The organism is Aminobacter sp. 01T433 (assembly GCF_056398585.1).
In genome coordinates, this window is sequence record NZ_JBFTPR010000005.1 from 96425 (window position 1) to 121584 (window position 25160).

General features: G+C 62.9%; 24 protein-coding genes and 1 tRNA gene. 16 read left to right on the plus strand and 9 right to left on the minus strand.

Annotated features, from left to right (window positions below):
• Window positions 1-103 precede the first annotated feature (103 nt).
• Window positions 104-1204, plus strand: coding sequence for a saccharopine dehydrogenase family protein (locus AC1DLV_RS09720; RefSeq protein WP_476799335.1), 1101 nt, complete (start codon window positions 104-106; stop codon window positions 1202-1204).
• 164 nt (window positions 1205-1368) lie between these two features.
• Here the strand turns inward: AC1DLV_RS09720 and AC1DLV_RS09725 are convergent, their stop codons facing one another.
• The 4 genes from AC1DLV_RS09725 to AC1DLV_RS09740 all read right to left on the minus strand — a co-directional run bounded on the left by AC1DLV_RS09725 (window position 1369) and on the right by AC1DLV_RS09740 (window position 6022).
• Window positions 1369-2388, minus strand: coding sequence for an esterase-like activity of phytase family protein (locus AC1DLV_RS09725; protein WP_476799336.1), 1020 nt, complete (start codon window positions 2386-2388; stop codon window positions 1369-1371).
• Window positions 2385-4280, minus strand: coding sequence for a cobaltochelatase subunit CobT (gene cobT / locus AC1DLV_RS09730; RefSeq protein ID WP_476799337.1), 1896 nt, complete (start codon window positions 4278-4280; stop codon window positions 2385-2387). The genes AC1DLV_RS09725 and cobT overlap by 4 nt, the downstream gene beginning before the upstream one ends.
• A gap of 12 nt (window positions 4281-4292) precedes the next feature.
• Window positions 4293-5279 carry a cobaltochelatase subunit CobS gene (gene cobS / locus AC1DLV_RS09735; RefSeq protein ID WP_476782241.1) on the minus strand — a complete coding sequence of 329 codons (987 nt, stop codon included), beginning with the start codon at window positions 5277-5279 and terminating at the stop codon, window positions 4293-4295.
• Between the two features lie 116 nt (window positions 5280-5395).
• Window positions 5396-6022, minus strand: coding sequence for a J domain-containing protein (locus tag AC1DLV_RS09740; protein WP_476799338.1), 627 nt, complete (start codon window positions 6020-6022; stop codon window positions 5396-5398).
• Window positions 6023-6163: 141 nt separating this feature from the next.
• Here AC1DLV_RS09740 and AC1DLV_RS09745 point away from each other — a divergent pair, with 141 nt between their 5' ends.
• Window positions 6164-6466 (plus strand): BolA family protein, encoded by a 303-nt coding sequence (locus AC1DLV_RS09745; protein WP_476799339.1) that lies wholly within the window; start codon window positions 6164-6166, stop codon window positions 6464-6466.
• 27 nt (window positions 6467-6493) lie between these two features.
• Here the strand turns inward: AC1DLV_RS09745 and AC1DLV_RS09750 are convergent, their stop codons facing one another.
• Genes AC1DLV_RS09750 through AC1DLV_RS09760 form a run of 3 tightly spaced genes read right to left on the minus strand, consistent with a single transcriptional unit; the run spans window position 6494 to window position 9140 of the window.
• A complete protein-coding gene (locus tag AC1DLV_RS09750) occupies window positions 6494-7411 on the minus strand; it encodes an HlyC/CorC family transporter (RefSeq protein ID WP_476799340.1) in 918 nt (305 codons plus the stop codon).
• Window positions 7408-8520, minus strand: a complete 1113-nt coding sequence (gene aroB, locus AC1DLV_RS09755) for a 3-dehydroquinate synthase (RefSeq protein WP_476799341.1) — start codon at window positions 8518-8520, stop codon at window positions 7408-7410. The genes AC1DLV_RS09750 and aroB overlap by 4 nt, the downstream gene beginning before the upstream one ends.
• Complete coding sequence (locus tag AC1DLV_RS09760; protein ID WP_476782249.1) at window positions 8517-9140, minus strand: shikimate kinase; 624 nt, start codon at window positions 9138-9140, stop codon at window positions 8517-8519. The genes aroB and AC1DLV_RS09760 overlap by 4 nt, the downstream gene beginning before the upstream one ends.
• A gap of 132 nt (window positions 9141-9272) precedes the next feature.
• On the opposite strand from AC1DLV_RS09760, the gene AC1DLV_RS09765 reads away from it, so the two are divergent.
• The 5 genes from AC1DLV_RS09765 (at window position 9273) to AC1DLV_RS09785 (ending at window position 13106) form a co-directional block, all read left to right on the plus strand.
• The gene (locus AC1DLV_RS09765) at window positions 9273-9422 is read left to right on the plus strand and encodes a histidine kinase (protein WP_115730645.1); all 150 of its coding nucleotides are present in this window, start codon (window positions 9273-9275) and stop codon (window positions 9420-9422) included.
• On the plus strand, window positions 9419-10327 hold the full coding sequence (locus AC1DLV_RS09770) for a site-specific tyrosine recombinase XerD (protein WP_476799342.1): 909 nt from the start codon (window positions 9419-9421) through the stop codon (window positions 10325-10327). The genes AC1DLV_RS09765 and AC1DLV_RS09770 overlap by 4 nt, the downstream gene beginning before the upstream one ends.
• Window positions 10328-10425: 98 nt before the next feature.
• The gene (locus AC1DLV_RS09775; RefSeq protein ID WP_476799343.1) at window positions 10426-11376 is read left to right on the plus strand and encodes an acetyl-CoA carboxylase carboxyltransferase subunit alpha; all 951 of its coding nucleotides are present in this window, start codon (window positions 10426-10428) and stop codon (window positions 11374-11376) included.
• 222 nt (window positions 11377-11598) lie between these two features.
• Window positions 11599-12867, plus strand: coding sequence for a L,D-transpeptidase family protein (locus AC1DLV_RS09780; RefSeq protein WP_476799547.1), 1269 nt, complete (start codon window positions 11599-11601; stop codon window positions 12865-12867).
• Window positions 12868-12872: 5 nt separating this feature from the next.
• Window positions 12873-13106, plus strand: coding sequence for a sulfurtransferase TusA family protein (locus tag AC1DLV_RS09785; protein ID WP_476799344.1), 234 nt, complete (start codon window positions 12873-12875; stop codon window positions 13104-13106).
• Between the two features lie 18 nt (window positions 13107-13124).
• Here the strand turns inward: AC1DLV_RS09785 and AC1DLV_RS09790 are convergent, their stop codons facing one another.
• A complete protein-coding gene (locus AC1DLV_RS09790) occupies window positions 13125-14234 on the minus strand; it encodes a CobW family GTP-binding protein (RefSeq protein ID WP_476799345.1) in 1110 nt (369 codons plus the stop codon).
• Between the two features lie 7 nt (window positions 14235-14241).
• Complete coding sequence (locus AC1DLV_RS09795) at window positions 14242-15417, minus strand: D-alanyl-D-alanine carboxypeptidase family protein (RefSeq protein ID WP_476799346.1); 1176 nt, start codon at window positions 15415-15417, stop codon at window positions 14242-14244.
• A 212-nt stretch (window positions 15418-15629) separates the two neighbouring features.
• Between AC1DLV_RS09795 and AC1DLV_RS09800 the strand changes: the two genes are divergently transcribed.
• The 9 genes from AC1DLV_RS09800 (at window position 15630) to AC1DLV_RS09840 (ending at window position 25059) form a co-directional block, all read left to right on the plus strand.
• Window positions 15630-16793, plus strand: a complete 1164-nt coding sequence (locus AC1DLV_RS09800) for a M20 aminoacylase family protein (RefSeq protein ID WP_476799347.1) — start codon at window positions 15630-15632, stop codon at window positions 16791-16793.
• A gap of 99 nt (window positions 16794-16892) precedes the next feature.
• Window positions 16893-16969 (plus strand) — tRNA-Arg (locus tag AC1DLV_RS09805).
• 147 nt (window positions 16970-17116) lie between these two features.
• Window positions 17117-18223: a transporter substrate-binding protein gene (locus AC1DLV_RS09810; protein WP_476799348.1), complete on the plus strand. Its 1107-nt coding sequence runs from the start codon at window positions 17117-17119 to the stop codon at window positions 18221-18223.
• Window positions 18220-18825, plus strand: coding sequence for an ANTAR domain-containing response regulator (locus tag AC1DLV_RS09815; RefSeq protein WP_476799349.1), 606 nt, complete (start codon window positions 18220-18222; stop codon window positions 18823-18825). Before AC1DLV_RS09810 ends, AC1DLV_RS09815 begins: the two co-directional genes overlap by 4 nt.
• Window position 18826: 1 nt before the next feature.
• Window positions 18827-19708, plus strand: a complete 882-nt coding sequence (locus tag AC1DLV_RS09820) for an ABC transporter permease (protein WP_476799548.1) — start codon at window positions 18827-18829, stop codon at window positions 19706-19708.
• A complete protein-coding gene (locus AC1DLV_RS09825; RefSeq protein ID WP_476799350.1) occupies window positions 19705-20625 on the plus strand; it encodes an ABC transporter permease in 921 nt (306 codons plus the stop codon). The genes AC1DLV_RS09820 and AC1DLV_RS09825 overlap by 4 nt, the downstream gene beginning before the upstream one ends.
• Before the next feature lie 48 nt (window positions 20626-20673).
• Window positions 20674-22317, plus strand: coding sequence for an ABC transporter substrate-binding protein (locus AC1DLV_RS09830; RefSeq protein ID WP_476799351.1), 1644 nt, complete (start codon window positions 20674-20676; stop codon window positions 22315-22317).
• Complete coding sequence (locus AC1DLV_RS09835; protein WP_476799352.1) at window positions 22307-23251, plus strand: acetamidase/formamidase family protein; 945 nt, start codon at window positions 22307-22309, stop codon at window positions 23249-23251. The genes AC1DLV_RS09830 and AC1DLV_RS09835 overlap by 11 nt, the downstream gene beginning before the upstream one ends.
• A gap of 44 nt (window positions 23252-23295) precedes the next feature.
• The gene (locus AC1DLV_RS09840; RefSeq protein WP_476799353.1) at window positions 23296-25059 is read left to right on the plus strand and encodes an ABC transporter ATP-binding protein; all 1764 of its coding nucleotides are present in this window, start codon (window positions 23296-23298) and stop codon (window positions 25057-25059) included.
• The last annotated feature ends 101 nt before the right edge of the window (window positions 25060-25160 follow it).

Consider the following 25160-nt stretch of genomic DNA (forward strand, 5'->3'; position numbering starts at 1 on the left):
GTCGATCTGCCAAGAAGATACCGTCTTTTCGGCGTAATCGATACTGCCTTTCGACGGGACGCGCGCTTAGAATCCGCGCGAAATCATTCGAAGGGGACAGACCATGAAACAGATCGTAGTCGTAGGCGCAGGCAAGATCGGCTCGACCATCGCCGACATGCTGGCCGAAACAGGCGATTATCACGTCACCGTGGTCGACCGTTCGCAGGCCCAGCTCGACGCACTCGAAACCGGCAATCGCGTCGACACGCTGAAGGTCGAGATCGCTGAAGCCGGCGCACTGGACGCGGTTCTCGCCGGCAAGTTCGCCGTGCTCTCCGCAGCCCCCTTCCACCTCACCACGCGCATCGCCGAAGCCGCAGCCAAGGCTGGCGTGCATTATCTCGACCTGACCGAGGACGTCGCTTCCACCCGCATCGTGAGGGAGCTCGCCGCAACCGCCAAGAGCGCCTTCATCCCGCAGTGTGGCCTGGCGCCCGGCTTCATCTCGATCGTTGCCAATGACCTCGCCAAGCGCTTCGACTCGCTGGAAAGCGTGCGCATGCGCGTCGGCGCGCTGCCGCAGTACCCCTCGAACGCGCTGAACTATAACCTGACCTGGAGCACCGACGGCGTCATCAACGAATATTGCGAGCCCTGCGAGGCGATCGTCGAAGGTTCGCTGGTCGAAGTGCCGCCGCTCGAGGAGCGCGAAGAATTCTCGCTCGACGGTATCACCTATGAGGCGTTCAACACCTCTGGCGGCCTCGGCACGCTGTGCGAGACCTACAAGGGCCAGGTGCGCACCTTGAACTACCGCACCATCCGCTATCCCGGCCATGCCGCGATCATGAAGGCGCTGCTCAACGATCTCGGCCTGCGCCATCGTCGCGAGGTGCTGAAGGACATTCTGGAGAACGCCCTGCCCGCGACAATGCAGGACGTTGTGGTGATCTTCGTCACCGTCAGCGGCCACAAGAACGGGCGCCTGATGCAGGAAAGCTACGCCAACAAGATCTACAGCCGCCAGATGGGCAAGATCACGCGCAGCGCCATCCAGATCACCACCGCATCCGGCATCTGCTCGGTGCTCGACATGCTGGCTTCCGGCGCGCTGCCGCAGCAGGGCTTCATCCGCCAGGAAGACATCTCGCTCGACGCCTTCCTCGCCAACCGCTTCGGCCAAAACTACGCCCAGGCACGCGCAACACATCTGGCGGCCTGAACTTCCACTGAGGCCCAGAGTTAAGGGCAGCGAGGGGCTGGGGGGCCTCTCGCTTTTTTTTTTGCGCTGGCGTGTGTTCAGTAAGGGACGGGATAGCGCTCTCGACACCCCCCTGCTCCGCTTTGCGGATCGGCCTTCCCGACTAGGGTTGAGGGTTGCGCTGCTCAATCGCCGTGCAGGATGAATTCCAGATAGAGATTGCGCTGCAGGATCGAGTGGTTGTCGTCGGAGATCAGCGACACCATCAGCGCGCCATCGCTGCGTTGCCAGACGTCGAGCCCTTCCATATTGTCGATCTGGTAGCCCATATTGGCCTCGAACAGCACCGGGCCGTCGGCAACCTGGCCTTGGACGATGCTTTCTGACGCAATACGCCTCATCCGCATCTTCACGCCCGATGCCATCGAGAAGCTGCGCTCGAGCAACAGCAGGTCGCCGTCCGGCAGGAAGGCGCCGTCGGTGATGTCGAACTCGCCGTGGCGCTTGACGGTGAAGACGCCCTTGTTCGGCCCCTCGATGATCGCGGCGAAGATATTGCCGGCCGCATCGAGGCTCTTTTCAGACACCACCACAAGTCCGCCCTTCTCGGCGGAATAGGCAACGGTCTCGAAGCCCCTGTTCTGGCGCAGCTCATTGCGCGGCACCACGAAGTCGAGCTCTCGCAGCGCCGGTTTCATGTTGTCCGGGTCGATCTGGTACTGGGCCACGCGATGCATGCGCTCGAAACCGACGGTAGCTATGCCGTCCTTGACGGCGAGGCCCTCGGCGTCGGCCAGCCACTTCTTTTCGATCGCGTTGCCTGACGCGTCGACCATCTGGACCATGCGGAAATTCTCGACGCCGCTCGGCCGCAAGGCCGAATCGCGCGCAATGCTCCCGAAGAACCAGAACCCAGTGTCGGCGACGCCGATGAAATCGCTGCCCGGCTTCAAAAAGCGGAAAGCGGAAAGCGCGCCGAGATTACGCGACGACGATGTCAGTTCGAGGCCGCCGACGAATTCGAGCGGTCCGAACATCTTTTGGTCGAGGCCGATCTGGAACTGCGAGATGGGCCGGGTGGAAACCTCGATACGTTCGATGGCCGGTTGCTCGGCCCGCGAAGAGGCGGTGAGCGATGTCGAAAAAGCAAGCGCTGCCGTTGCAGCGTACGCCAACCGCCGCAATCGGGCTGCGGAAAAGATCATCCGGCGCGCCGGAAGCCGCCACGGCGGGTCTCGCGTGCACTCTCTTCGCCAAACAGCGAGGCCAGCTGCTCGGTCATGGCTCCAGCCAGTTCTTCAGCGTCGACGATGGTGACGGCACGGCGATAATAGCGCGTGACGTCATGGCCGATGCCGATGGCCAGAAGCTCGACCGGCGAGCGCGTTTCGATCAGGTCGATGACCGCGCGCAGATGGCGCTCGAGATAGTTGCCCGGATTGACCGAGAGCGTCGAATCATCGACCGGCGCGCCATCCGAAATCATCATCAGGATCTTGCGCTGTTCGGGCCGCGCCATCAGGCGCTGGTGCGCCCAAAGCAGCGCTTCGCCGTCGATGTTTTCCTTGAGCAGGCCTTCGCGCATCATCAGGCCAAGGTTGCGCCGCGAACGCCGCCACGGCGCATCAGCACTCTTGTAGATGATATGGCGCAGGTCATTGAGGCGGCCTGGATTCGGCGGCTTGCCGTCCTTCAGCCACTTCTCACGCGACTGACCGCCCTTCCAGGCGCGTGTCGTGAAGCCAAGAATTTCAACCGAGACGCCGCAACGCTCCAGCGTACGGGCCAGAATATCGGCGCAGGTGGCGGCAACGGTGATCGGGCGGCCGCGCATCGAGCCGGAATTGTCGAGCACCAGCGTGACCACTGTGTCGCGGAACTTGGTGTCGCGTTCCTGCTTGAACGACAGCGGCTGCATCGGGTCGATGACGACGCGTACGAGGCGCGCCGGGTCGAGATAGCCCTCTTCCAAGTCGAAGTCCCACGAGCGGCTCTGCTGCGCCATCAAGCGGCGCTGCAGGCGGTTGGCAAGGCGACCGACGACGCCCGACAGATTGGCAAGCTGCTTGTCGAGGAAGGCGCGCAGGCGGTCGAGTTCGTCCTCGTCGCACAGCTCCTCGGCCCCGACAGTCTCATCGAAGGCGGTGGTATAGACCTTGTAGTCGATTTCCCTGGGCAGATTGGCGAAAGGATTATCCTGGCGGCGTGCCTCGCCCGGCGTCTCCGAATCGACATCGTCGTCGTCGGACATCTCGTCAGAGGTGGCGTCAGACGCCTCCATCTCGCCGGTCTGTTCCTCTTCGGCGGAAGATTCGGCTTCTTCGGACTGCGACTGGTCGGAACCAGCATCGTCCTCACCGCCCTCTTCGCTCTGCTCCTCGCCCTGCGGCTGGTCGTCCTGGTCCTCGTTGTCTTCGGTTTCCTGGTCGTCGCCGTATTCCTCGGCCATCTCCAGGGAAGCGAGCATGTGGCGAACGACACGGGCGAAAGCCTGCTGGTCTTCAAGGCTGCCAAGCAGCCCGTCGAGATCGCCGACGGCCTTGCTTTCCACCCACTCGCGCCAGAGATCGACCATGCGCTGGCCGCTCTTGGGAATAGGCTGGCCGGTCAGTTTCTCGCGCACCATCAGCGCCAGCGCTTCTTCGAGCGGCGCTTCGGACTGTTCGGTGACGTCGGCGAGATTGGCCTTGGTGTATTTGTCCTCGAGCATCGAGGTAATGTTTTGGGCAACGCCGGCCATGGCGCGGCTGCCTATCGCCTCGACGCGAGCCTGCTCGACGGCGTCGAAGACGGCGCGCGCATGCTTGCCCTCGGGCGCAAGGCGAGTGTGGATGCGGCTGTCATGGCAGGCGCGCTTGAGCGCCATGGAATCGCCAAGGCCGCGGGTAACGGCGATGTCGCCGGCCGTGGCCTTCTTGGGCAGTTCAGGCAGGCGGGCGCGGTTGCCGGCAAGTGCCGGCCGCTCTTTGGCAAAGGCCACTTCAAGGCCGTTGTCACCCGAAATGGCACGCATGCAGACGGTCACGGCGCGCTTGAAGCCGTCGGCTTCCGAGCCCGTCTTTGACTTGTTGCGTGTGTTGTCGCCCGGCCCCGCCATCTGAGCCTGTTCTTATCCCAGCACGACGTTGGCGGCTGATTCGGGCAGGTCCTCGCCAAAGGCGCGCTGATAGAACTCGGCCACGACAGAGCGCTCGAGTTCGTCGCACTTGTTGAGGAAGGTCAGGCGGAACGCCATGCCGACATCGCCGAATATCTCGGCATTTTCGGCCCAGGTGATGACGGTACGCGGGCTCATCACGGTCGACAGGTCGCCATTGATGAAGGCCGAACGCGTCATGTCGGCGACACGGACCATCTTGTTGACGATCTCCTTGCCCTTGGCGTCGCGGTAGTGCTTGGCCTTGGCAATGACGATCGCCACCTCGTTGTCGTGCGGCAGGTAGTTCAGCGTGGTCACGATCGACCAGCGGTCCATCTGGGCCTGGTTGATCTGCTGGGTGCCGTGATAGAGGCCGGTGGTGTCGCCGAGGCCGACGGTGTTGGCAGTGGCGAACAGGCGGAAAGCCGGATGCGGACGGATGACGCGGCTCTGGTCGAGCAGGGTCAGGCGGCCCGAGGATTCAAGCACGCGCTGGATGACGAACATCACATCAGGGCGGCCGGCATCGTATTCATCGAAGCACAGCGCGACATTGTGCTGGTAGGCCCAGGGCAGGATACCGTCCTTGAATTCGGTGATCTGCATGCCTTCCTTGACCACGATCGCGTCCTTGCCGACGAGATCGATACGGCTGACATGGCTGTCGAGATTGACGCGCACCATTGGCCAGTTGAGGCGGGCGGCGACCTGCTCGATATGGGTCGACTTGCCGGTGCCGTGATAGCCCGACACCATGACGCGGCGGTTGTAGGCAAAGCCTGCCAGGATCGCCATCGTGGTGGCCTTGTCGAACAGATAGTCCGGATCGATGTCGGGCACGTGCTCCGACGAGGCCGAATAGGCCGGAACGACCATCTTCGAGTCGAAGCCAAACGTGTCTTTCACCGACACTGTCGTGTCTGGCAGGTTGGTGATGTCGCGATCGACCTTGTTCATAGCGTCTCCACGCGCATGGCTTCAGACCACGCCGGCAATCGAAATTTCTTCGGGGGCGGTCTTAAAGCCTTTTCCGACCAGATGAAAGTTGGAAAAGGCCACGACCGCGGGCTGGCTCAACACAATCCCGCTTGCTTGAGCACACGATATGCCTGGAGCACATCCCTGAAGCGGTCCTCAGAACCCCTATCGCCGCCATTGGCGTCGGGGTGATGGCGTTTTACCAGTTCCTTGTAGCGGGTCTTGATGTCCGTCCCGGTGGCTCTCGTATCAAGCCCGAGCGTCTCCAGCGCCTTGGCTTCGAGCGGCTTGGCCTTGCGCTGGCGCGGCGTGCCATGCCCGCCAAATATGGTGTTGGGGTCGCGCATGCGGTTGTAGTAGCCGGCACGGCCCGAGCGCTGCTGGGCAAAATCCGGCGCCGAACGCGCCGTGCCACCGGAACTGGCCGCAGCGTTGGAGCCGATGGTCCAGGTTGGCCTGTGCCCGGTCATCGCCTCCTTCTGGAAGCGTGCGATTTCGCCCTCGGCGAGACCGGAGAAATAATTGAAGCCCTTGTTGTACTCGCGCACATGGTCAAAGCAGAACTGGAAGTACTCGCCTTCCTTCATGCGACCGACTGGTGCCTTGTGCGTTCCCGGTTGCTTGCAGCCGTCCCACTGGCAGATCGGCGCGTGCGTCTTCACCTCCGCTTCCGGATCGGGCCGGACGCGGATCTTGTCGAAATATTTTGGATACGGCTTCATCGGATCGTATTTACCGCCTCTTGGCGCGGCGAAACAAGAATTGACATTTCAAGGATGTTGGCCCTAACGCCTGATTTGCGGCTCAATTGCGCCTGATAGCACGATTGTTCGCGGCGACACATGTGGTGAAAGGTGAGACCGATGTCCATACAGGCAACCATCGAAGACAAGCTGAACATGGCATTTTCGCCAGAACGGCTTGCCGTCCTCAACGAAAGCCACCTGCACGCCGGCCATCATCACGTCGATGGCGGCCATGAGGCAGTGTTCGACGGCTCCGGCGAAACGCATTTTCGCATTCGCATCGTCGCGCCTGCCTTTGCCGGCATGAGTCGCATCGACCGCCACCGCGCGGTCAACGATGCGCTCGCCGCCGAACTCAAGGCCGGTCTGCACGCTCTGGCGATCGAACCCGCCGCTCCCGGCGAAAAGACGCGCTGGTAAGCGATCGCCGCTCAACCCTACGGATTCCTACTTCGACGGCCGCGCCGCGGCCGGCTGCGGCTCCGCCACCGCTGGCCTGATCCTGATTCGCGCCAGGCGATTCTTGTCGCGTTTCATGACGATGAAGCGCTTGCCGTGGAAGGTGAAGGCCTGCTTTTCCTCGGGGATCGACTGGGTCTCGTGGATGACGAGGCCAGCAATCGTCGTTGCCTCGTCGTCGGGCAGGTGCCAGTCAAGCGCGCGGTTGAGGTCGCGGATCGGCACGGTGCCGTCGACCACCACCGAGCCGTCAGCCTCCTGCTTGACGCCCTGGACGTCGATGTCGTGCTCGTCGGCGATCTCGCCGACGATCTCCTCGATGATGTCTTCGAGCGTGACCAGCCCTTCGACCTCGCCATATTCGTCGACGACGATGGCGAAATGGGCCTTGCGGCGCAAAAAGGCGTTGAGCTGCTCCTGAAGTGTGGTGGTATCGGGCACGAACCACGGCTTGGACGCCACCTTGAGAACGTCGACCCTGGAATACTCGCCCTCGACATCGTTGAGCGCACGCAGCAGGTCCTTGGCGTGGATGACGCCAACGATGTTGTCGATCGAACCACGCCACAAGGGCATGCGCGTATAGGGGCTCTGCAATATCTCGCGGACCAGCGCTTCGGAGGCGATGTCGGCATTGACCGAGCGCATCGCGGTGCGGTGGACCATGACATCGGACACTTCGAGCTCGTGCAGGTCGAGCAGGCCGCCAACCTGGTCGCGGTCCTGCTTGACCACATGGCCGTCGCGGTGGAACTCGTCGACCGCTCCACGCAGCTCGTCATGGGCGGAGCGCTGTGGCGTCAGTGCAATCAACTCGTAGCCGAGGGAGGCGAGCAAACGGTCGCGGAAGGCCAGGACCACAAGGATCAGCCCCATCAGAACGCCCGCAACGATCCAGCCGCTCATCCCGGGTGATTCTCCTTGAGGAAGGAGATCACTTCAGAGGCCGGCACGTCCTTGGCGATGAACGACTGGCCGATGCCGCGCGTCAGGATGAAGGTCAGCGCGCCGCGCGAAACCTTCTTGTCCTGGGTGATGTAATTGAACAGCGCCTCGGCGTCGGGCAGGCTGCCGGCAATGTCGGCCATGCGCCAAGGCAGGCCAACGTCACGCAAATGCGCCTCGACCCGCGCCGCATCGTCAGGGCTTGCCAGGTTGAGCCGGGCCGAGAAGCGATGCGCCAGCGCCATGCCGATGGCGACGCCCTCGCCATGGACAAGTCGCGAACCGTCATAGGCGGTGGCGGCTTCAAGCGCGTGGCCAAAGGTGTGGCCAAGATTGAGCAGGGCGCGGTCGCCGGTCTCGAATTCGTCACGCGCAACGACATCGGCCTTGGCGCGGCAGGATTGCGCGATGGCCTCGATGCGAGCCGGACCACCTTCGAAAACCTCGCGCCAGTTGTTCTCCAGCCAGGTAAAGAACTCGGGCCGGTCGATCAGGCCGTATTTGGCGACCTCGGCATAGCCGGCGCGGAATTCGCGCAGCGGCAGCGTGTCGAGTGCCGCGGTATCGGCCAGAACCAGCTTCGGCTGGTGGAAGACGCCTATCAAATTCTTGCCGCGCGGGCTGTTTATGCCGGTCTTGCCGCCGACAGACGAATCGACCTGGGCCAGCAGCGACGTCGGCATCTGCACGAAATTCATGCCGCGCCGAACGATGCCGGCGGCAAAGCCGGTGAGATCGCCGATGACGCCACCGCCGAGCGCGATCACCGCATCGCCGCGTTCGAGGCGGGCAGCGATGATCTGGTCGACGACGGTTTCCAGCGAATCGAAGCTTTTGGTCTTTTCGCCGGCGGGAAGCTTGATCACCGCCGGCGCATTGCCGGCAGCGGTGAGGCTTGCGACAAGCGGCTCAAGATGGGCAGCGGCGACGTTCTCGTCGGTGACGATCGCCGCCCGTGCCTTGGGCAGGCGCTGCTGGATCAGCTCGCCGCCACGCGCGATCAGGCCCGGGCCGATCAGGATGTCGTAGGCGCGGTCGCCAAGTCCGACTTCGACGGTGACGACGCTCATTCGTGATCCTCCGAGGCTTCCGAAACGTGAATTCTGCCGGGCACGCCGAGATGATTGCAAAGTGCTTCGATGACCTCGCTGGCGATCGCTTCCTTGCGATCGTCGCGCGTTGCCACCGTGAGATCGGCAAGCCCATAGATCGGGTAACGCTCTTCCATCAGCTTGGCGAGGACAGCGCGCGGATCGGCGTTCTGCAGCAGCGGCCGGTTTTGCTTCTTGGAGACGCGCTCCATCAACAGGTCGAGATCGGCCTCGAGCCACACGGAGACGCCATGGACTGATATGGCCGACCGGGTTTGCGCGTTCATGAAGGCACCGCCACCGGTCGACAGCACCTGCGGGCCGCTTTCCAGCACCCGGCCGATGACGCGTTGTTCAAGCGCGCGGAATTCGACTTCGCCGTAGCGCTCGAACAGCTCGGGGATGGTCATCCGCGAAACGCTTTCGATCTCGTGGTCGCTGTCGATGAAGCCGAGACCCAGCGCCTGCGCGACCTTGCGGCCGATGGCAGTCTTGCCTGCTCCCATCAAACCAACAAAGACAATCGATCGCGTGCCGAGCCGTTCGAGCAAGGCAGCAACCGAGCCTTCGGGAAATGGAGTCTGCACGTCGGGTGTCATGGCGGCCCTTTCGCCGGCGTATCGACATGAAAAGCCCCGTTGCGTCAAGCGCATGGCGCCAAACGTACCCTTGAATTGCCTGTAACGGCGTCCCATAAGGGCACAGGATAGTACGGACGGGCAAACACATCGATGCCGACACTTTTCCGGTTCCTTGTCACGCTCGCAGTTCTGGCGGGCATCGCTTACGGTGCCATGTTCGCGCTGGTGATGTTCGTTGAGCCCAAGAAGGCCGAAATCACCGTGCGCATTCCGCCGGAAAAGCTTGCGCCCAAGAAATGAAAAGCGGCGCACGCATCGAGGCCTTCCTCGAAATGATGAGCGCCGAACGCGGCGCTGCCAACAACACGCTTTCAAGCTATCGCCGCGACCTTGAAGACGCCTCGGAATTTCTCGGCGGCCGCCTTGCCGACGCCGATTCCGCCGGCATTCGCAACTATCTCGACGACATCGCAGGCCGCGGCTTCGCCACCACCTCGCAAGCGCGCAAGCTCTCTGCGATCCGGCAGTTCTTCCGTTTCCTCTATGCCGAAGGACTGCGTGGCGACGATCCGACCGGCATCCTGGACAGCCCCAGGAAAAACCGGCCGCTGCCCAAGACGATGAGCGAGGCGGAAACGGGCCGGCTGCTCGACCGTGCCGCGATGGAGGCCGCTGATTCTGCCGGCGACAGCTTTGCTACGACCAGGATGCATGCGCTTGTCGAAGTGCTCTACGCCACGGGCTTACGCGTTTCAGAGCTGGTCAGCCTGCCGCTAACCGTGGCTCTGCGTGACGAGCGTTTCTTCGTTGTGCGCGGCAAGGGCGACAAGGACCGCATGGTGCCGCTGTCGGCCAAGGCGCGTGCTGCCATGCGGCGCTGGCTCAGCGAACGTAACCATGACCCAAAGCAGGCTGAGAGCACGTTCCTGTTTCCCTCGGCATCGGAAAGCGGGCACCTTCCCCGCCAGGTTTTTGCCCGCGACCTCAAGGGGCTTGCCGCTCGTACAGGCATCGCATCTGCGAAAATCTCGCCACACGTGCTGCGCCACGCCTTTGCCAGCCACCTTCTGCAAAACGGTGCCGACCTGCGCGCGGTACAGCAATTGCTTGGTCATTCCGACATTTCAACCACCCAAATCTACACCCATGTGCTTCAAGAAAGGCTGCTGAAACTGGTCAACGAACATCACCCGCTTGCCGATTAAGGTCCATATCGTTATGTGAGTGCCAAGTTCCACTGGCGCGGCACCGCAGTTTTTGTGCTCCCAGTGCCTCCCTATTCAGCGTGGTAGCCCGCTCGCCAATGTACAATTACCTCGATTTCGAAAAGCCCGTTGCCGACCTTGAAGGCAAAATCCTCGAGCTCAAGAAGCTCGCCGAGAACGGCGAAGCCGTCGATGTCGGCGACGAGATCAAGCGGCTGGAGAAGCGCTCGCGCGATGCGCTGCGCGACGCCTACAAGGCGCTGACGCCGTGGCAGAAGGTTCAGGTGGCCCGCCACCCCGACCGCCCGCATTGCCTCGACTACATCAACGGCCTGTTCACCGATTTCACCTTGCTCGCCGGCGACCGCAATTTCGGCGAAGACAACGCCATGATTGGCGGCTTTGCCCGCTTCCGCGGCGAACCGGTTCTGGTGCTCGGCCAGGAAAAGGGCTCCGACACCAAGAGCCGCCTCAAGCATAATTTCGGCTCGGTGCGTCCTGAAGGCTACCGCAAGGCGGTGCGTCTGATGGAGATGGCCGACCGCTTCAAGATCCCGGTCGTGATGCTGGTCGACACCGCTGGCGCCTATCCCGGCGTGGGCGCCGAAGAGCGCGGCCAGGCCGAAGCCATCGCACGATCGACCTCGACCAGCCTTGGCCTCAAAGTGCCTTCGATCGCCATCGTCATCGGCGAAGGCGGTTCGGGCGGCGCGATTGCCATCGCTGCTGCCAACCGTGTCTTCATGCTCGAACATGCGATCTATTCGGTGATTTCGCCGGAAGGTGCTGCCTCCATCCTGTGGCGCGACACGACGCGCTCCAAGGACGCGGCGACGAACATGAAGATCACCGCCCAGGATCTGCTCGGCCTCAAGATCATCGACCAGATCATCACCGAGCCGCTCGGCGGCGCGCACCGCAACGCCGAAGCGGTGATTTCGGCCACCGGCGACCTGATCGCCAAGACGTTCAGCGAATTTGCCGGCTCGAATATCGACTTCCGCGAGCAGCGCCGCGAAAAATATCTGGCCATCGGCCGCAGCCTCTGATTGCGCAAACGGTGGCCCAGATGGGCCACAGCACGTTTCCGCCACAAAATTGCCGCCTCGCCGCGTTCAATGAACTTGCCGTGATTTTTGCGCATTTGGGACGGGCTGAGAACTTGCGGTAAGGATTTTTCAAGGTTAACGGCCTTAGGGTCGAGGCAGTATCAGGACGGGCCGGTCGACGGCGTGCTTACGCTGTCGCCTATGAAGAAGACGACATTTTCGATGATCGCCAATATCGCACGCGCTGGATTGCTCATGGCCGCTCTCGCGGTGGCCGGCTGTTCGGAATCTGCCGTAGATGATTTTGTGCCGCAGTACGCCAACAAGCAGCTGCCGGCCAAGATTGTCCAGGAAATGCAAGCCAAGGGCATGACGCGCACCTCGCCGGTGCTGGCGCGCGTGTTCAAGGAAGAGGGCAAGCTGGAAGTCTGGAAACAGAAGACCAACGGCCGCTACGACCTGATCGCCAGCTACAATATCTGCAAGATGTCCGGCAAGCTCGGGCCAAAATTCACCGAGGGCGACCGCCAGTCGCCGGAGGGGTTCTACACCGTGCGTCCGGGGCAGATGAACCCGAACTCCAGCTATCACCTCGCCTTCAACATCGGCTACCCCAACACCTATGACCGCGCCAACGGCCGCACGGGCTCGAACCTGATGGTTCACGGCGCCTGTTCGTCGTCCGGCTGCTTTTCGATGACCGATGCGCAGATCGAGGAGATCTATGCCTTCGCCCGCGATGCGTTCAAGGGCGGCCAGACCGAGTTCCAGGTACAGTCGTTTCCGTTCCGCATGACGGCGGCCAACATGGCGCGCTATCGCAACGATCCGAACTACCAGTTCTGGGCGATGCTGAAGGAAGGCTACGACCACTTCGAGATCACCAAGGTGCCGCCGAAGGTCGACGTCTGCGAAAAGCGCTACATCTTCAACGGCGTTCCCGAAGGTACCGGCGCGTTCAATCCTACCGGCGCCTGCCCGGCCTTCACCCAGCCGCAGGGCCTGCAGACCGCCTATCAGGCCTATCAGGGCAAGTATGACGCCGCTTTCGCCAGCGCCTCGAAGGGCGACGTCGATGCACCCAAGCCGACGATCGCCGGCATCAAGGAAGCAGCCATCGTCTCAGAGTGGACCAAGAAGCGGGCGCGCGGCGAGCGCGTGCCGATCGAGCCGCCGTCCTTGAACCACGATGGCACGGTGACTGTCACCGAGCGCATGGGGCGCATCGATTCGGAAGCTGGTCGCCGCATGGCGGCACTCGACGCCGCAGAGGCCGCCAAAAAGAAAGCTGCCGAAGAAAAGGCCGCCGCCATTGCCGCTGCAAAGGCCGCCAAGGCAGCCGCCGCGCAGCCGATTGTCACCGCGACCGTGCCTTCGCCGTCGCCGGTGGTCACCGAAGCGCCAGCCCAGGCAGCTGACGCAGCCCCCGTCGAACAGGCCGGCACCGCAACCAAGCTCAAGAACAAGCTGCTCGGGCTGTTTGGCAGCTGATCCGCGTGAGCGAAGCCACAGACATATACGACCTCAGGGGGCTCAACTGCCCCCTGCCCGTGCTCAAGGCCAAGCGCCGCTTGGCCGATATGGCCCCTGGCGACCTGTTGTGGCTCGAAACCACTGACCCGCTCGCCGTGATCGACATCCCCGCTTTTTGCCAGGAGGCCGGCCACAGGCTGGTCGAGACCAAGCCTGTCGAGGGCGGTCACAGGTTCCTGATCGAGCGCGGCTCGTGAATTTCAGGACAGTGAGAATTATCGCCCGATAATCGCCAGCGGGTTGTTTTCCATCGCCTCACGGTCGGGCGTATCGATGGCCGGCTTGTTGACAAAGGCCGAAAACAGCCGCTGGACATAGTCCTGCGGCAGATCGATGCCGATCAGCACCAGCCGCGTACCACGAACAGCATCCGGCCACGCCGGCAGGCGCGCCGGCGGGTGCAGCATCTTCTGCACGCCGTGGATGACCAGCGGCCGCGCCGGATCTTCCATCAGCTCGACGATGCCCTTGATGCGCAACAGCTTGTCACCCTGGGTCGAAAGCAAAAGATCGAGAAACATCTCGATGGTCGAAAACGGCAGCGCGCCCGCATGGGTCAGCGAAAACGAACCAATCCGGGCATCGTGGGCAGGCGCGTGATCGTGGTGGTGGTGATCGCCATGGTCGTGGTCATGGTGACGGTGATGATGCGCGTGATCGCCCGCTTCCCCCAGCCAGCGGCGCACGTCGGCGGTCTTGGTCGCCGGATCATAGAGCCCGCATTGCAGAAGCTTTGCGACCGCAGCACCCTCGACCGCGCGGATTTCGGCACCCGGATTGATCCGGGCAAGCCGCGCCTTCAGCGCGTCGAGCCATTCCGCATCGTCGACAAGGTCGGCCTTGGTCAAAACGATCCTATCGGCAACCGCCACCTGCTTGACCGCCTCGACATGGGCGTCGAGCGTGGCAGAGCCGTTGACGGCGTCGACTACCGTGATGACACCATCGAGCCGGAAGGCATGGATCAGTGCCGGATGGCCCATGATCGACTGCAAAACCGGCACCGGATCGGCGAGGCCCGTGGTCTCGATCACCACGCGCGCCAGCCGCTCGATGCGGCCGGTTTGCAGGCGGTCGACCAGATCTGCCAGCGTGTCGACCAGTTCGCCGCGCACGGTGCAGCACAGACAGCCGTCGGACAGCTCGATGACACCGTCGGAGGCTTTTTCGACCAACAGATGATCGATGGCGACATCACCGAATTCATTGATGATGACGGCGGTGTCAACGAGTGCCGGATCCTTCAACAAGCCGTTGAGCAGCGTTGTCTTGCCCGCGCCAAGAAAGCCGGTCAGCACCGATACGGGGATCGGAAATACAGACATGTCGCGCCTAGCTTCCGGCCCGCGAGGCCTTGACCGGGCGTTCGTCGGGCACGAGTTCGGGGGTGGTCGCAGCGGCCGCGTAGTCAGGGCGCGGCGTCGGGATCGGAACGCCGCCGATCTCGGGGACCTTTCCGGCAGCGACAGCGTCGGCGAAGGCCTGCGGCACCTTGCCTGTCGCGCCGCCCAGGCCAACGGCCACCAGCTTCGGCGGATGGTCGAGCTTTTCCAGATAGGGCGACTTGGCCTTGGCTGAGGCCTGTTCGCTCGGCTGTTCGGCCTTTTGGCCCTTCACCGGCTTCGGGCAGATCTCGTCGCGCATGTCGCGCACCTGCCCGATACCCTCGCCATAGGGTGCAAGCGCGGCAATAGCTTGCCCGCCGGAATTCACATTGGCAAAACCCTTGTCGAGCAAGGCGGCAGCCGCTTCGGCACGCTTTTCGGCCGACTTCTCGCCCAGCACCACAGCGACAACCGTACGGCCGTTGCGTGTCGCCGAACCGATCATGTTGAAGCCCGATGGGCAGATGAAGCCGGTCTTCATGCCGTCAGCGCCGGTGTAGCGGCCGACCAGGAGATTGAAGTTGCCGAGCTTCTTCTTGCCTGCCTGCAGGCCTTCGATCGAGAAATAGGACATGTATTGCGGATACTCGTTGCGGATGGCCAGCACCAGCAAAGCGAGATCGCGCGCGGTGACGTATTGCTCCGGATTGTGCAAGCCGTTCGGATTGGAGAAATGCGAGCTGGTCATGCCGAGCCGGGCTGCCTCGAGATTCATGCGCCCGACGAATGCGTCTTCCGTCCCACCGACGTTTTCGCCGATGGCCATGGCGATGTCGTTGGCGGAGCGCACCAGCATCATCTTCAGCGCATTGTCGAGGGTCATCACCGAGCCGGGCTTGAAGCCCATCTTGGCCGGCTGTTCGCTGGCCGCATTCTTGGAGACCTTGACCGGCGAGTTCAGCTCGACTTCGCCCGCCTGGATCGCGCGGAAAGTGACATAAGCCGTCATCAGCTTGGTCAACGACGCGGGATACCAGCGCTGGAAGGCGTCCTCATGCGCCAGGATCTGACCGCTCTTGGCGTCGAACACCAGCTCTGGATTGGCGCTCGCGGGAACTGCGCCAAGTGCTGTTGCGGCCGCAAGGCCAAGGAGCATGCTTTTGACGAACTGCATCTTCATCATCAAATCCGAAATCGCCTCTTGCCGATCATGGCCGGCCGTTCATAAGATTTCCGTAAACCGGGATGGCAACGCGCTGGCCGGCAAAACAACCCATGGCCACGGCGTCGCCGCCGCTGCTAAATAGCCTATGTGACGCCAAGATGGCAGAGCTTGCGCGATCACAAATGCGAATCGGGACCCCTGGTCCAACAAACAGGAAGTCGAGACAAAACATGCCGATCCTGAACCGAGCCGCCGAAATGCAGGAAGAGATCGCCGGCTGGCGCCGCCACCTGCATCAAAATCCCGAGCTCAATTTCGACGTCTTCGAAACCGCCGATTTTGTCACAAGCAAACTCAAGGAATTTGGCTGCGACGAGGTCGTCACCGGCATCGGCCAGACCGGTGTGGTCGGCATCATCAAGGGCAGCCTGGGTGCCGGCGGCGTGGTCGGACTGCGTGCCGATATGGACGCGCTGCCGATCGAGGAGATCACCGGCAAGCCCTATGCCTCGAGCGTATCAGGCAAGATGCATGCCTGCGGCCATGACGGCCATACGGCGATGCTGCTGGGAGCCGCGAAATATCTCGCCGAAACGCGCAATTTCGCAGGCTCCGTCGCCGTCATCTTCCAGCCGGCCGAAGAAGGCGGTGGCGGCGGCAACGAGATGGTCAAGGACGGCATGATGGAGCGCTTCGCGATCCAGAAGGTGTTCGGCATGCACAACATGCCGAGCCTGCCGGTCGGCCAGTTCGCCATCCGTCCAGGTGCGATCATGGCGGCGACCGCCGAATTCACCATCACCATCAAGGGCAAGGGCGGCCATGCCGCCATGCCGCACCGCGCCATCGATCCGATCGTCGCCGGCAGCCAGTTGGTGACTGCGTTGCAGACGATCGCCTCGCGCAGCACCGACCCGGCCGAGGCGATCGTCGTTTCGGTGACCAAGTTCATTGCCGGTTCGGCCTATAACGTCATCCCCGAACACGCCGTGATCGCCGGCACCGTGCGCACACTGAAAAAGGAAGTCGCCAAGCTTGCCCAGGAGCGCATGGCTGCTATCTGCCGCGGCATATCGGAAGCGACCGGCACGGAGATCGAGTTCGACTACGACTCCAACTACCCCGTCACCGTCAACCATCCGGAAGAAACGGTATTTGCCGGCGATGTCGCCGCGACGGTCGCTGGCGAACCCCAGGTGCACCGGGCAATCCAGCCGCTGATGGGAGGCGAGGATTTTTCCTACATGCTGGAAGCCCGCCCCGGCGCCTTCATCTTCATCGGCAATGGCGACAGCGCCAATCTCCATCACCCGGCCTACGACTTCAACGACGAAGTCATCCCGCATGGCGTGAGCTACTGGGTGCGCCTGGCCGAGACGGCACTGGCTGCCTGAGGCAATTTAGCGGGGTCGGCCAGCCCTTGGCCGATCCCGAAATTGCCCGCCAAAAATCATTGGCGAATCCGCTGGAAGCCGTTATGTGTGCAACGGAGTGGTCCCGTAGCTCAGTAGGATAGAGCGGCAGATTCCTAATCTGTAGGTCACAGGTTCGATTCCTGTCGGGATCACCAACAAATTTCTTTCACCCTTGACTGCCCAGCAGTTCAGGTTACCCTGAGGGAAATACCGGTCTCGATAGCCGGACGGCAAACATGCCTCGTGTGCCTCGCCCTTGCGGCGGCGGCTGCGGGGCATTTTTTGCTTTTGGGGGGAATTCTTTGAAGTCGCGCATCGAAATTGGCGTGCTGTATTCGCGTTCGGGCAGCTACCGGCTGGTCGCCGACGCTTGTTATGCCGGTGTCATGCGCGCCATCGCCGACATCAATGCCGATCCCACAAGCGCCATCGAACTTGCTGCCGTCGAGCGCGACCCAGGCGGCAACATCGACCGCTATGCTCCGCTTTGCGATGAGATCCTGCGCCACAGCAGCGCGCGCCACGTCATGGGCTGCATCACCTCCTGGAGCCGCAAGGAGGTCATCCCCGTGCTGGAGAAAGCCGGCGGCGCGCTGTGGTACGCCTGTCCTTACGAGGGTTTTGAGGCAAATGAGCATGTGATCTACATGCATGCATGCCCGAACCAGCATCTGGTACCGCTGCTTGCGCATATCGTGCCGCGCTTCGGCGCCGACGGCTTCCTGCTTGGTTCCAACTACATCTGGGGTTGGGAAACCAACCGCGTCGCCCGCGACCTCATCGCAGACGCCGGTGGCAAGGTGCTCGGTGAGCGCTATTTGCCCATCGGTGAAACCGATGTCGCGCGGCTGATCGAAGAGATCAAGGCGACGCGGCCGGGCTTCATCCTCAACAATCTGATCGGAACCTCGTCCTACGCCTTCTTTGCGGCCTATGCCGAGCTGGCGCGCAGCGACGCAAGTTTCGGGCCGGAAAGCTGCCCGATCCTGTCGTGCAACCTCACCGAATGCGAGCTGCCGGCGATCGGCGAGGCAGGCCGTGGTCATCTTTCGGTCGGCCCATATTTCCGCAACGAAGCGACAGCTCCCGTCGACGCGCCAGTGTCCTCATTCGAAGCGTCGGCCTATGCCTCGGTCCAGGTGCTGGCGAAGGTCCTTTCGGCCAAGCCGGATGCCAGCTTCGCAGAATTGCCGGCCCTGTTTGCAAAGAACCGCTATCAGACGCCGTTCGGCGAGATCGCCATCGACCCGCAGACCCAGCATGCAACGCTGCCGGTCGAGATCGGCCGTATCGCAGGCTTGGGCTTCGAGCGTGTCAGCCACGCCGAACGCATGGCGCCGGACCCTTATCTTTCGCGCTACGACCGGACCGAAACATTCGGCCGCCCGCGGCTCAAGGTCGTGTCATGAGCCGAAACGCGCATATCCCCAATCTCGGCGGCGCAAAGGCATTCGTGCTGCATCGGCCGCATGTGACCGTCAGCGCAATCACACGACAGCTCATAGCCATCGGCCTCCAGGCCATCGATTGCTGGCCCGAGCTGCCGGCTGACGCGCTGGCTGCGGATTTCGTGTTTTTCGACGTCGACCTTGGCTTTGACCAGCAATTTCCATGGCCGCGCGGCGCAGCCCCCATGCCGACCATCGCGCTGATCGGCTCGGAAGCACCGGGCCGCATCGAATGGGCGCTGTCGCACAAGGCCGATGCGCAATTGCTGAAGCCGGTCGGCAATTCGGGCGTCTACAGCGCCCTGCTCATTGCCCGCCAAAGTTTTGCCGCCCGCCGGCAACTGGCCGACGAGATCGCGACGCTGCAATCGCGCGTTGCCGAGCGCCAGACCATCGTGCGCGCGGTCACCGCGTTGATCAGCCAGGGAGCCGATGACGAACGCGCTTATGCGCAATTGCGCTCGCTCGCCATGAACTGGCAGGTCAGCCTCGAAGAAGCCGCCCGGCGCGTCGTCGCCATGACGGAAAAGGAGGGCGGCGTTGACCAGTCCCATCGCGCCTGAGATGTCCGCAATCGAGTTGCCGGCGAAACGCCGCGCCGGTGTCTGGCGCCGCCTCGTCAAGAGGCCATTGGCCATGACCGGCCTGGTGATCATCGCCATCACCGTCTTGGGCGCGCTGTTTGCGCCCTATCTCACCGGCTATGACCCCAACGAACAGCTTTTCGACGGGCTGACGCTCGAGGGCGCGCCGCTGCCACCCAGCGCCACCTTCTGGCTGGGAACGGATCTTCTCGGCCGCGATCTGCTCACCCGTGTGCTTTACGGCGCGCGCACCTCGCTCATCATCGGCATCGTCGCCAATGGCGCAGCACTGCTGATCGGCACGCTCGTCGGCATCACCGCCGGCTATTTCCGTGGTTTCATCGGGGCGGCACTGATGCGCTTCACTGACCTGATGATGGCGTTTCCAGCCCTGTTGCTCGCCATCTGCCTTGCCGCGGTGTTCCAGCCCAGCCTGTGGATCGTCGCCATGGTGATCGCGCTCGTCAACTGGGTTCAGACCGCGCGTATCATCTTCACCGAAACGAGCTCGCTCGCCGAACGGGAATTCATCGACGCCGAGCGCACGATCGGCGCGAGCACGCCGCGCATCCTGTTTCGCCACATCCTGCCGCATCTTTTGCCGACGATCATTGTCTGGGGCACGCTCGGCATTTCGACCACGGTGCTTTTGGAGGCGACGCTGTCTTATCTCGGCATCGGCGTGCAGCCGCCCGCCGCGTCGTGGGGCAACATCATCTTCGAAAACCAGACCTATTTCCAGGCCGCACCTTGGCTGGTGTTCTTCCCTGGTGCGGCGATCCTGGCGCTGGCGCTTGCCTTCAACCTGGTCGGCGACGCGCTGCGCGATATTCTCGACCCCACCCAAAGGGGCCGGGCATGATTGCTTACCTCACCCGCCGCCTCATCCAGGCAGCGCTCATCCTGCTTGGCGTGTCGCTGATCACCTTTGCCTTGCTCTATCTGTTGCCCGCCGATCCGGTGCGCCAGATCGCCGGCCGCAGCGCGACACCGCAGACTGTCGAGAGCATCCGCCAGCAGCTCGGTCTCGACCAGCCTTTCGCCATTCAATACTGGCGCTATCTGACCAACCTGCTGAGTGGCGATCTCGGGCGCTCCTACATCCAGCGCTCACAAGTCAGCGAGCTGATCGTCGCGCGCCTGCCGGCCAGCCTGCTTTTGATGGTCGGCGCCATCTTGTGCGAGCTGCTCATCGGACTGACCATGGGCCTTGTCGCTGCGGTCAAGCGCGGCACGGCCACCGACCAGGCGCTGATGGTCGGCTCGTTCATCGGCGTGTCGGCACCGCAATTCGTCGTCGGCCTGCTCTTGCTCTACGTCTTTGCCGTCAAGCTCGGCTGGTTTCCGATCGGCGGCTACGGCACCTGGCGGCATATGGTGCTGCCGTCGCTGACGCTCGGCATCCTGGGTGCTGGCTGGTATTCGCGCATGATGCGCTCGTCGATGATCGACGTGCTGCGCCAGGACTACATCCGCACCGCGCGTGCCAAGGGCCTCGCCCAGCGCGCCGTGCTGTTCGGCCACGCCCTGCCCAACGCCATTCTGCCCGTCGTCGCCATGATCGGCATCGACATCGGCCTGTTCATGGGCGGCATCGTGGTGGTCGAAAGCGTGTTCGGCTGGCCAGGCATCGGCCAGCTCGCCTGGCAGGCGATCCAGCGCGTCGATATCCCGATCATCATGGGCGTCACGCTGGTGTCCGCCTGCGCCATCGTTCTGGGCAACCTGCTCGCCGACATCGTCGCTCCGTTCATCGATCCGCGCATCAAGCTGCGGTGATTCAAGCCAGATCAAAAGACTGCAACCAAAAGGAGAAGGGAACCACGCATGAAACATTGGCTCACTACGACAGTCGCCGCGTCAGCGCTCGTGCTGGCGCTCGGCATGGCTTCGGCCACAGCGCAGGAAACGCTCGACCCCAAGGCCAAGCAAGGCGGCGCCATCACCATCACCTACAAGGACGATGTCGCGACGCTCGATCCGGCAATCGGCTATGACTGGCAGAACTGGTCGATGATCAAGAGCCTGTTCGACGGGCTGATGGACTATGAGCCGGGCACGACCAAGCTCCGTCCCGAGCTCGCCGAGAGCTACGAGATCTCGCCCGACGGCAAGACCTTCACCTTCAAGCTGCGCAAGGGCGTGAAATTCCACAACGGCCGCGAGATGACGGCCGAGGACGTGAAGTACTCGCTCGACCGCGTCACCAACCCGAAGACCCAGAGCCCGGGCGCCGGCTTCTTCGCTTCGATCAACGGCTATGAAGATGTCGCTGGCGGCAAGTCGGAAAGCCTTTCGGGCGTAACCGTGGTCGACCCCTCGACCGTCAAGATCGAGCTGTCGCGGCCCGACGCCACCTTCCTGCATGTCATGGCGATCAACTTCTCCCACGTCGTGCCGAAGGAAGAGGTCGAGAAATACGGCGCCGACTTCGGCAAGCACCCCGTCGGTACCGGCGCCTACAAGATGGCCGAATGGACGCTCGGCCAGCGCCTCGTCTTCGAGCGCAATGCCGACTACTGGCACAAGGGCCTGCCCTATATCGACAAGATCACCTTCGAGATCGGCCAGGAGCCGATCGTGGCCCTGCTGCGCCTGCAAAACGGCGAGGTCGACGTTCCCGGCGACGGCATTCCGCCGGCGAAGTTCCAGGAGGTGATGGCCGATCCCGAGCAGAAGGCCCGCGTCGTCGAAGGCGGCCAGTTGCAGACCGGCTATGTCACCATGAACACGCAGATCGCGCCGTTCGACAACGTCAAGGTTCGTCAGGCGGTCAACATGGCGATCAACAAGGATCGCATCGTCAAGCTGATCAACAACCGCGCCGTGCCGGCCAACCAGCCGCTGCCGCCGTCGATGCCGGGCTACGACAAGGACTTCAAGGGCTACGCCTTTGACATCGAGAAGGCCAAGGCGCTGCTCGGCGAAGCCGGCCATCCCGACGGCTTCGAGACCGAATTGTTCGTCATGAACACCGATCCCAACCCGCGCATCGCCCAGGCGATCCAGCAGGATCTGTCGGCGATCGGCATCAAGGCCTCGATCCAGTCGCTCGCCCAGGCAAACGTGATTGCCGCCGGCGGCGAAAAGGACGGCGCTCCGATGATCTGGTCTGGCGGCATGGCCTGGATCGCCGACTTCCCCGATCCGTCCAACTTCTACGGTCCGATCCTTGGCTGCGGTGGCGCGGTACAGGGCGGCTGGAACTGGTCGTGGTACTGCAACAAGGACCTCGACGAAAAGGCGGCTGCCGCCGACTCGATCGTCGATCCGGCCAAGACCGAAGAGCGTAACAAGATGTGGAGCGACATCTACGCCAAGGTCATGGCGGACGCGCCTTGGGCGCCGGTGTTCAACGAGCAGCGCTTCACCATGAAGTCGCCACGCATGGGCGGCGACGACAAGCTCTATGTCGACCCGGTCCATATCCCGATCAACTATGACTATGTGTATGTAAACGATGTGCAATAACTGCAACTACACCATCCACGGACGCCACCATCACTTCGGCTGGGACAACTCGTTTGCCCCAGCCGAGCGGGTGGCGCCCGGCTCGACGATCGAATTCGAATGTCTGGATTCGTCGGGTGGTCAGCTCAAGGCTGACAGCACCGTCGGCGACATCGCCAAGCTCGACTTCGGCCAGATCAACCCGGTGACGGGTCCGATCTATGTCGAAGGCGCCGAGCCGGGCGATGCGCTCAAGGTGACGATCGATGCGTTCAAACCGTCCGGCTTCGGCTGGACGGCGAACATTCCCGGCTTCGGCCTGCTCGCCGACGACTTCAAGGAGCCGGCGCTGAACATCTGGAAGTACGACGCAACGTCGCTCGAGCCGGCCCTATTCGGCAAGAACGGCCGCGTGCCGCTCAAGCCGTTCGCCGGCACCATCGGCAATGCGCCGGCGGAAATGGGGCACCACAGTGTGGTGCCGCCACGGCGTGTCGGCGGTAATCTCGACATCCGCGATCTGGCGGCCGGCACCGTGCTCTACCTGCCTGTGGAAGTCGCAGGCGCGCTGTTCTCGGTCGGCGACACCCATGCCGCCCAAGGCGACGGCGAGGTCTGCGGCACGGCAATCGAAAGCCCGATGAACGTCGTTCTGACGCTCGACCTGGTCAAGGACGCGCGGCTGAAAATGCCGCGCTTCACCACGCCAGGCCCCGTGACACGCCACCTCGACGCCAAGGGTTACGAGGTGACCACCGGCATCGGGCCCGACCTGATGACGGGCGCCAAGGAAGCCGTAGCTCAGATGGTCGACCTGCTCTCCGCCCGCTACAAGCTGGATCCGGTCGACGCCTACATGCTGGTGTCGGTGTGCGGCGATCTCCGCATCAGCGAGATCGTCGACATGCCAAACTGGGTGGTGTCGTTCTACTTCCCGCGCTGCGTGTTCGAATGAGCGTTGCGGCAGACGCAAAACGCGACGTCGGGGCCCCTGCCCCGATGTCAGACAAGCCGGTGCTCGACGTCACTGGGCTGACTGTTTCCGTGCGCGGCGAAGACGGCGAGCGGCCGGTCGTCTCCGACCTCACATTCTCGCTGGCGCGCGGCGAAACCCTTTGCATCGCCGGCGAATCCGGCTCCGGCAAGTCGATGACCTCGCTGGCCATCATGGCGCTGCTGCCGCAGCCGGCGGCGCGGATTTCTGCCGGTTCGATCCGGCTCGGCGACACCGATCTCGCGACCCTCGATGAGGGGCATATGCGCCGCATCCGCGGCAACCGCATCGCCATGATCTTCCAAGAGCCGATGACCTCGCTCAACCCGGTGCTTTCGATCGGCCGGCAGCTGGTAGAAGCGATGGAGGCCCATACCGGTGTTTCGCGCGCTCAGTCGCGCAAGCTTGCCATCGAAGCACTGACGGCCGTGCGCATTCCCGAAGCGGAGAGCCGCCTCAAGCAATATCCGCACGAGCTTTCCGGCGGCATGCGCCAACGCGTCATGATCGCCATGGCACTGGCGCTGAAGCCAGACGTGCTGATCGCCGACGAACCGACCACCGCACTCGACGTCACGGTGCAGGGCGAGGTGCTCGAACTTTTGCGCGACCTGCAGCGCCAGCACGGCACCAGCGTCATTCTGATCACCCATGACATGGGCGTCGTTGCCGAAATGGCGGACCGCGTCATCATCATGCGCAACGGGCGCATGGTTGAGCAGAGCGCGGTCGCCGACATCTTCAAGCGTCCCCAAGTCGACTATACGCGCGACCTTCTCGCCGCCGTGCCACGCATGGGCACTGGCGCCGCGCGCCACGGCTCACGCGACAAGACCGAGCAAACAAAGCCGGCGGCGGTCGCCGTGGCGCGCGATCTGCATGTACGCTTCGACCTACATGGCGGCTTCTTCGGCCGGGTCAACCGCCGCGTCCACGCCGTCGAAGGCGTAAGCTTTTCCATCGCGCCCAACGAAACGCTGTCGCTGGTCGGCGAATCCGGCTGCGGCAAGTCAACAACGGCCAAGGCCCTTGCCGGCCTGGTGCCCTACAGCGGCGAGCTATCGATCGGCGGGCGCAATCTGTCCGGCCTTGGCCGACATGAGCGCAAGGCGGTGCGCCGCGACGTCCAGATGATCTTCCAGGACCCTTACGCCTCGCTCGATCCGCGCATGCGCGTCGGCGATCTGGTGGCCGAGCCGCTTCTGATCCACGACATCGGCCTGCCAAAGGAGCGCACCGAGCGTGTCGCCGCCCTGTTCGAGCGTGTCGGCCTGTCGGCTGATCAGATGGAACGCTATCCGCACGAATTTTCCGGCGGCCAGCGCCAGCGCATCTGCATCGCCCGCGCCTTGGCGCTGCGGCCGAAGCTGATCATCGCCGACGAGAGCGTCTCGGCGCTCGACGTGTCGGTGCAGGCGCACGTGCTGGAATTGCTGAAGGAACTGCAGCGCGAATTCGGCGTCGCCTATTTGTTCATCTCGCATGACATGGCGGTAGTGGAAAACATCTCCGACCGAGTCGCGGTGATGTATCTCGGCCAGATCGTCGAGATGGGCACGCGCGACCAGATTTTTGCCAATCCGCGCCATCCCTATACCAAGCGGCTGATCGAGGCCGTGCCGGTTCCCGACCCGGTGCAGCGCCGTGCCCGTTTCGCACGCATGGACAGGGAAATCCCAAGCCCGGTTCGCAAACTCAGCGACGAGCCAAGGAAGCTTGTGCTCGAGGATGTCGGCGGCGGCCATCTGGTTGCGGCATCGGATGCATGACGGGCGGTGCCATGCCAACGCCACCTGCTATGCCAGGTCATCATATCAGGATGCGAAGAATTCACTTCTCTGACTGACCGAACTTCCCTCAACTGACCAAG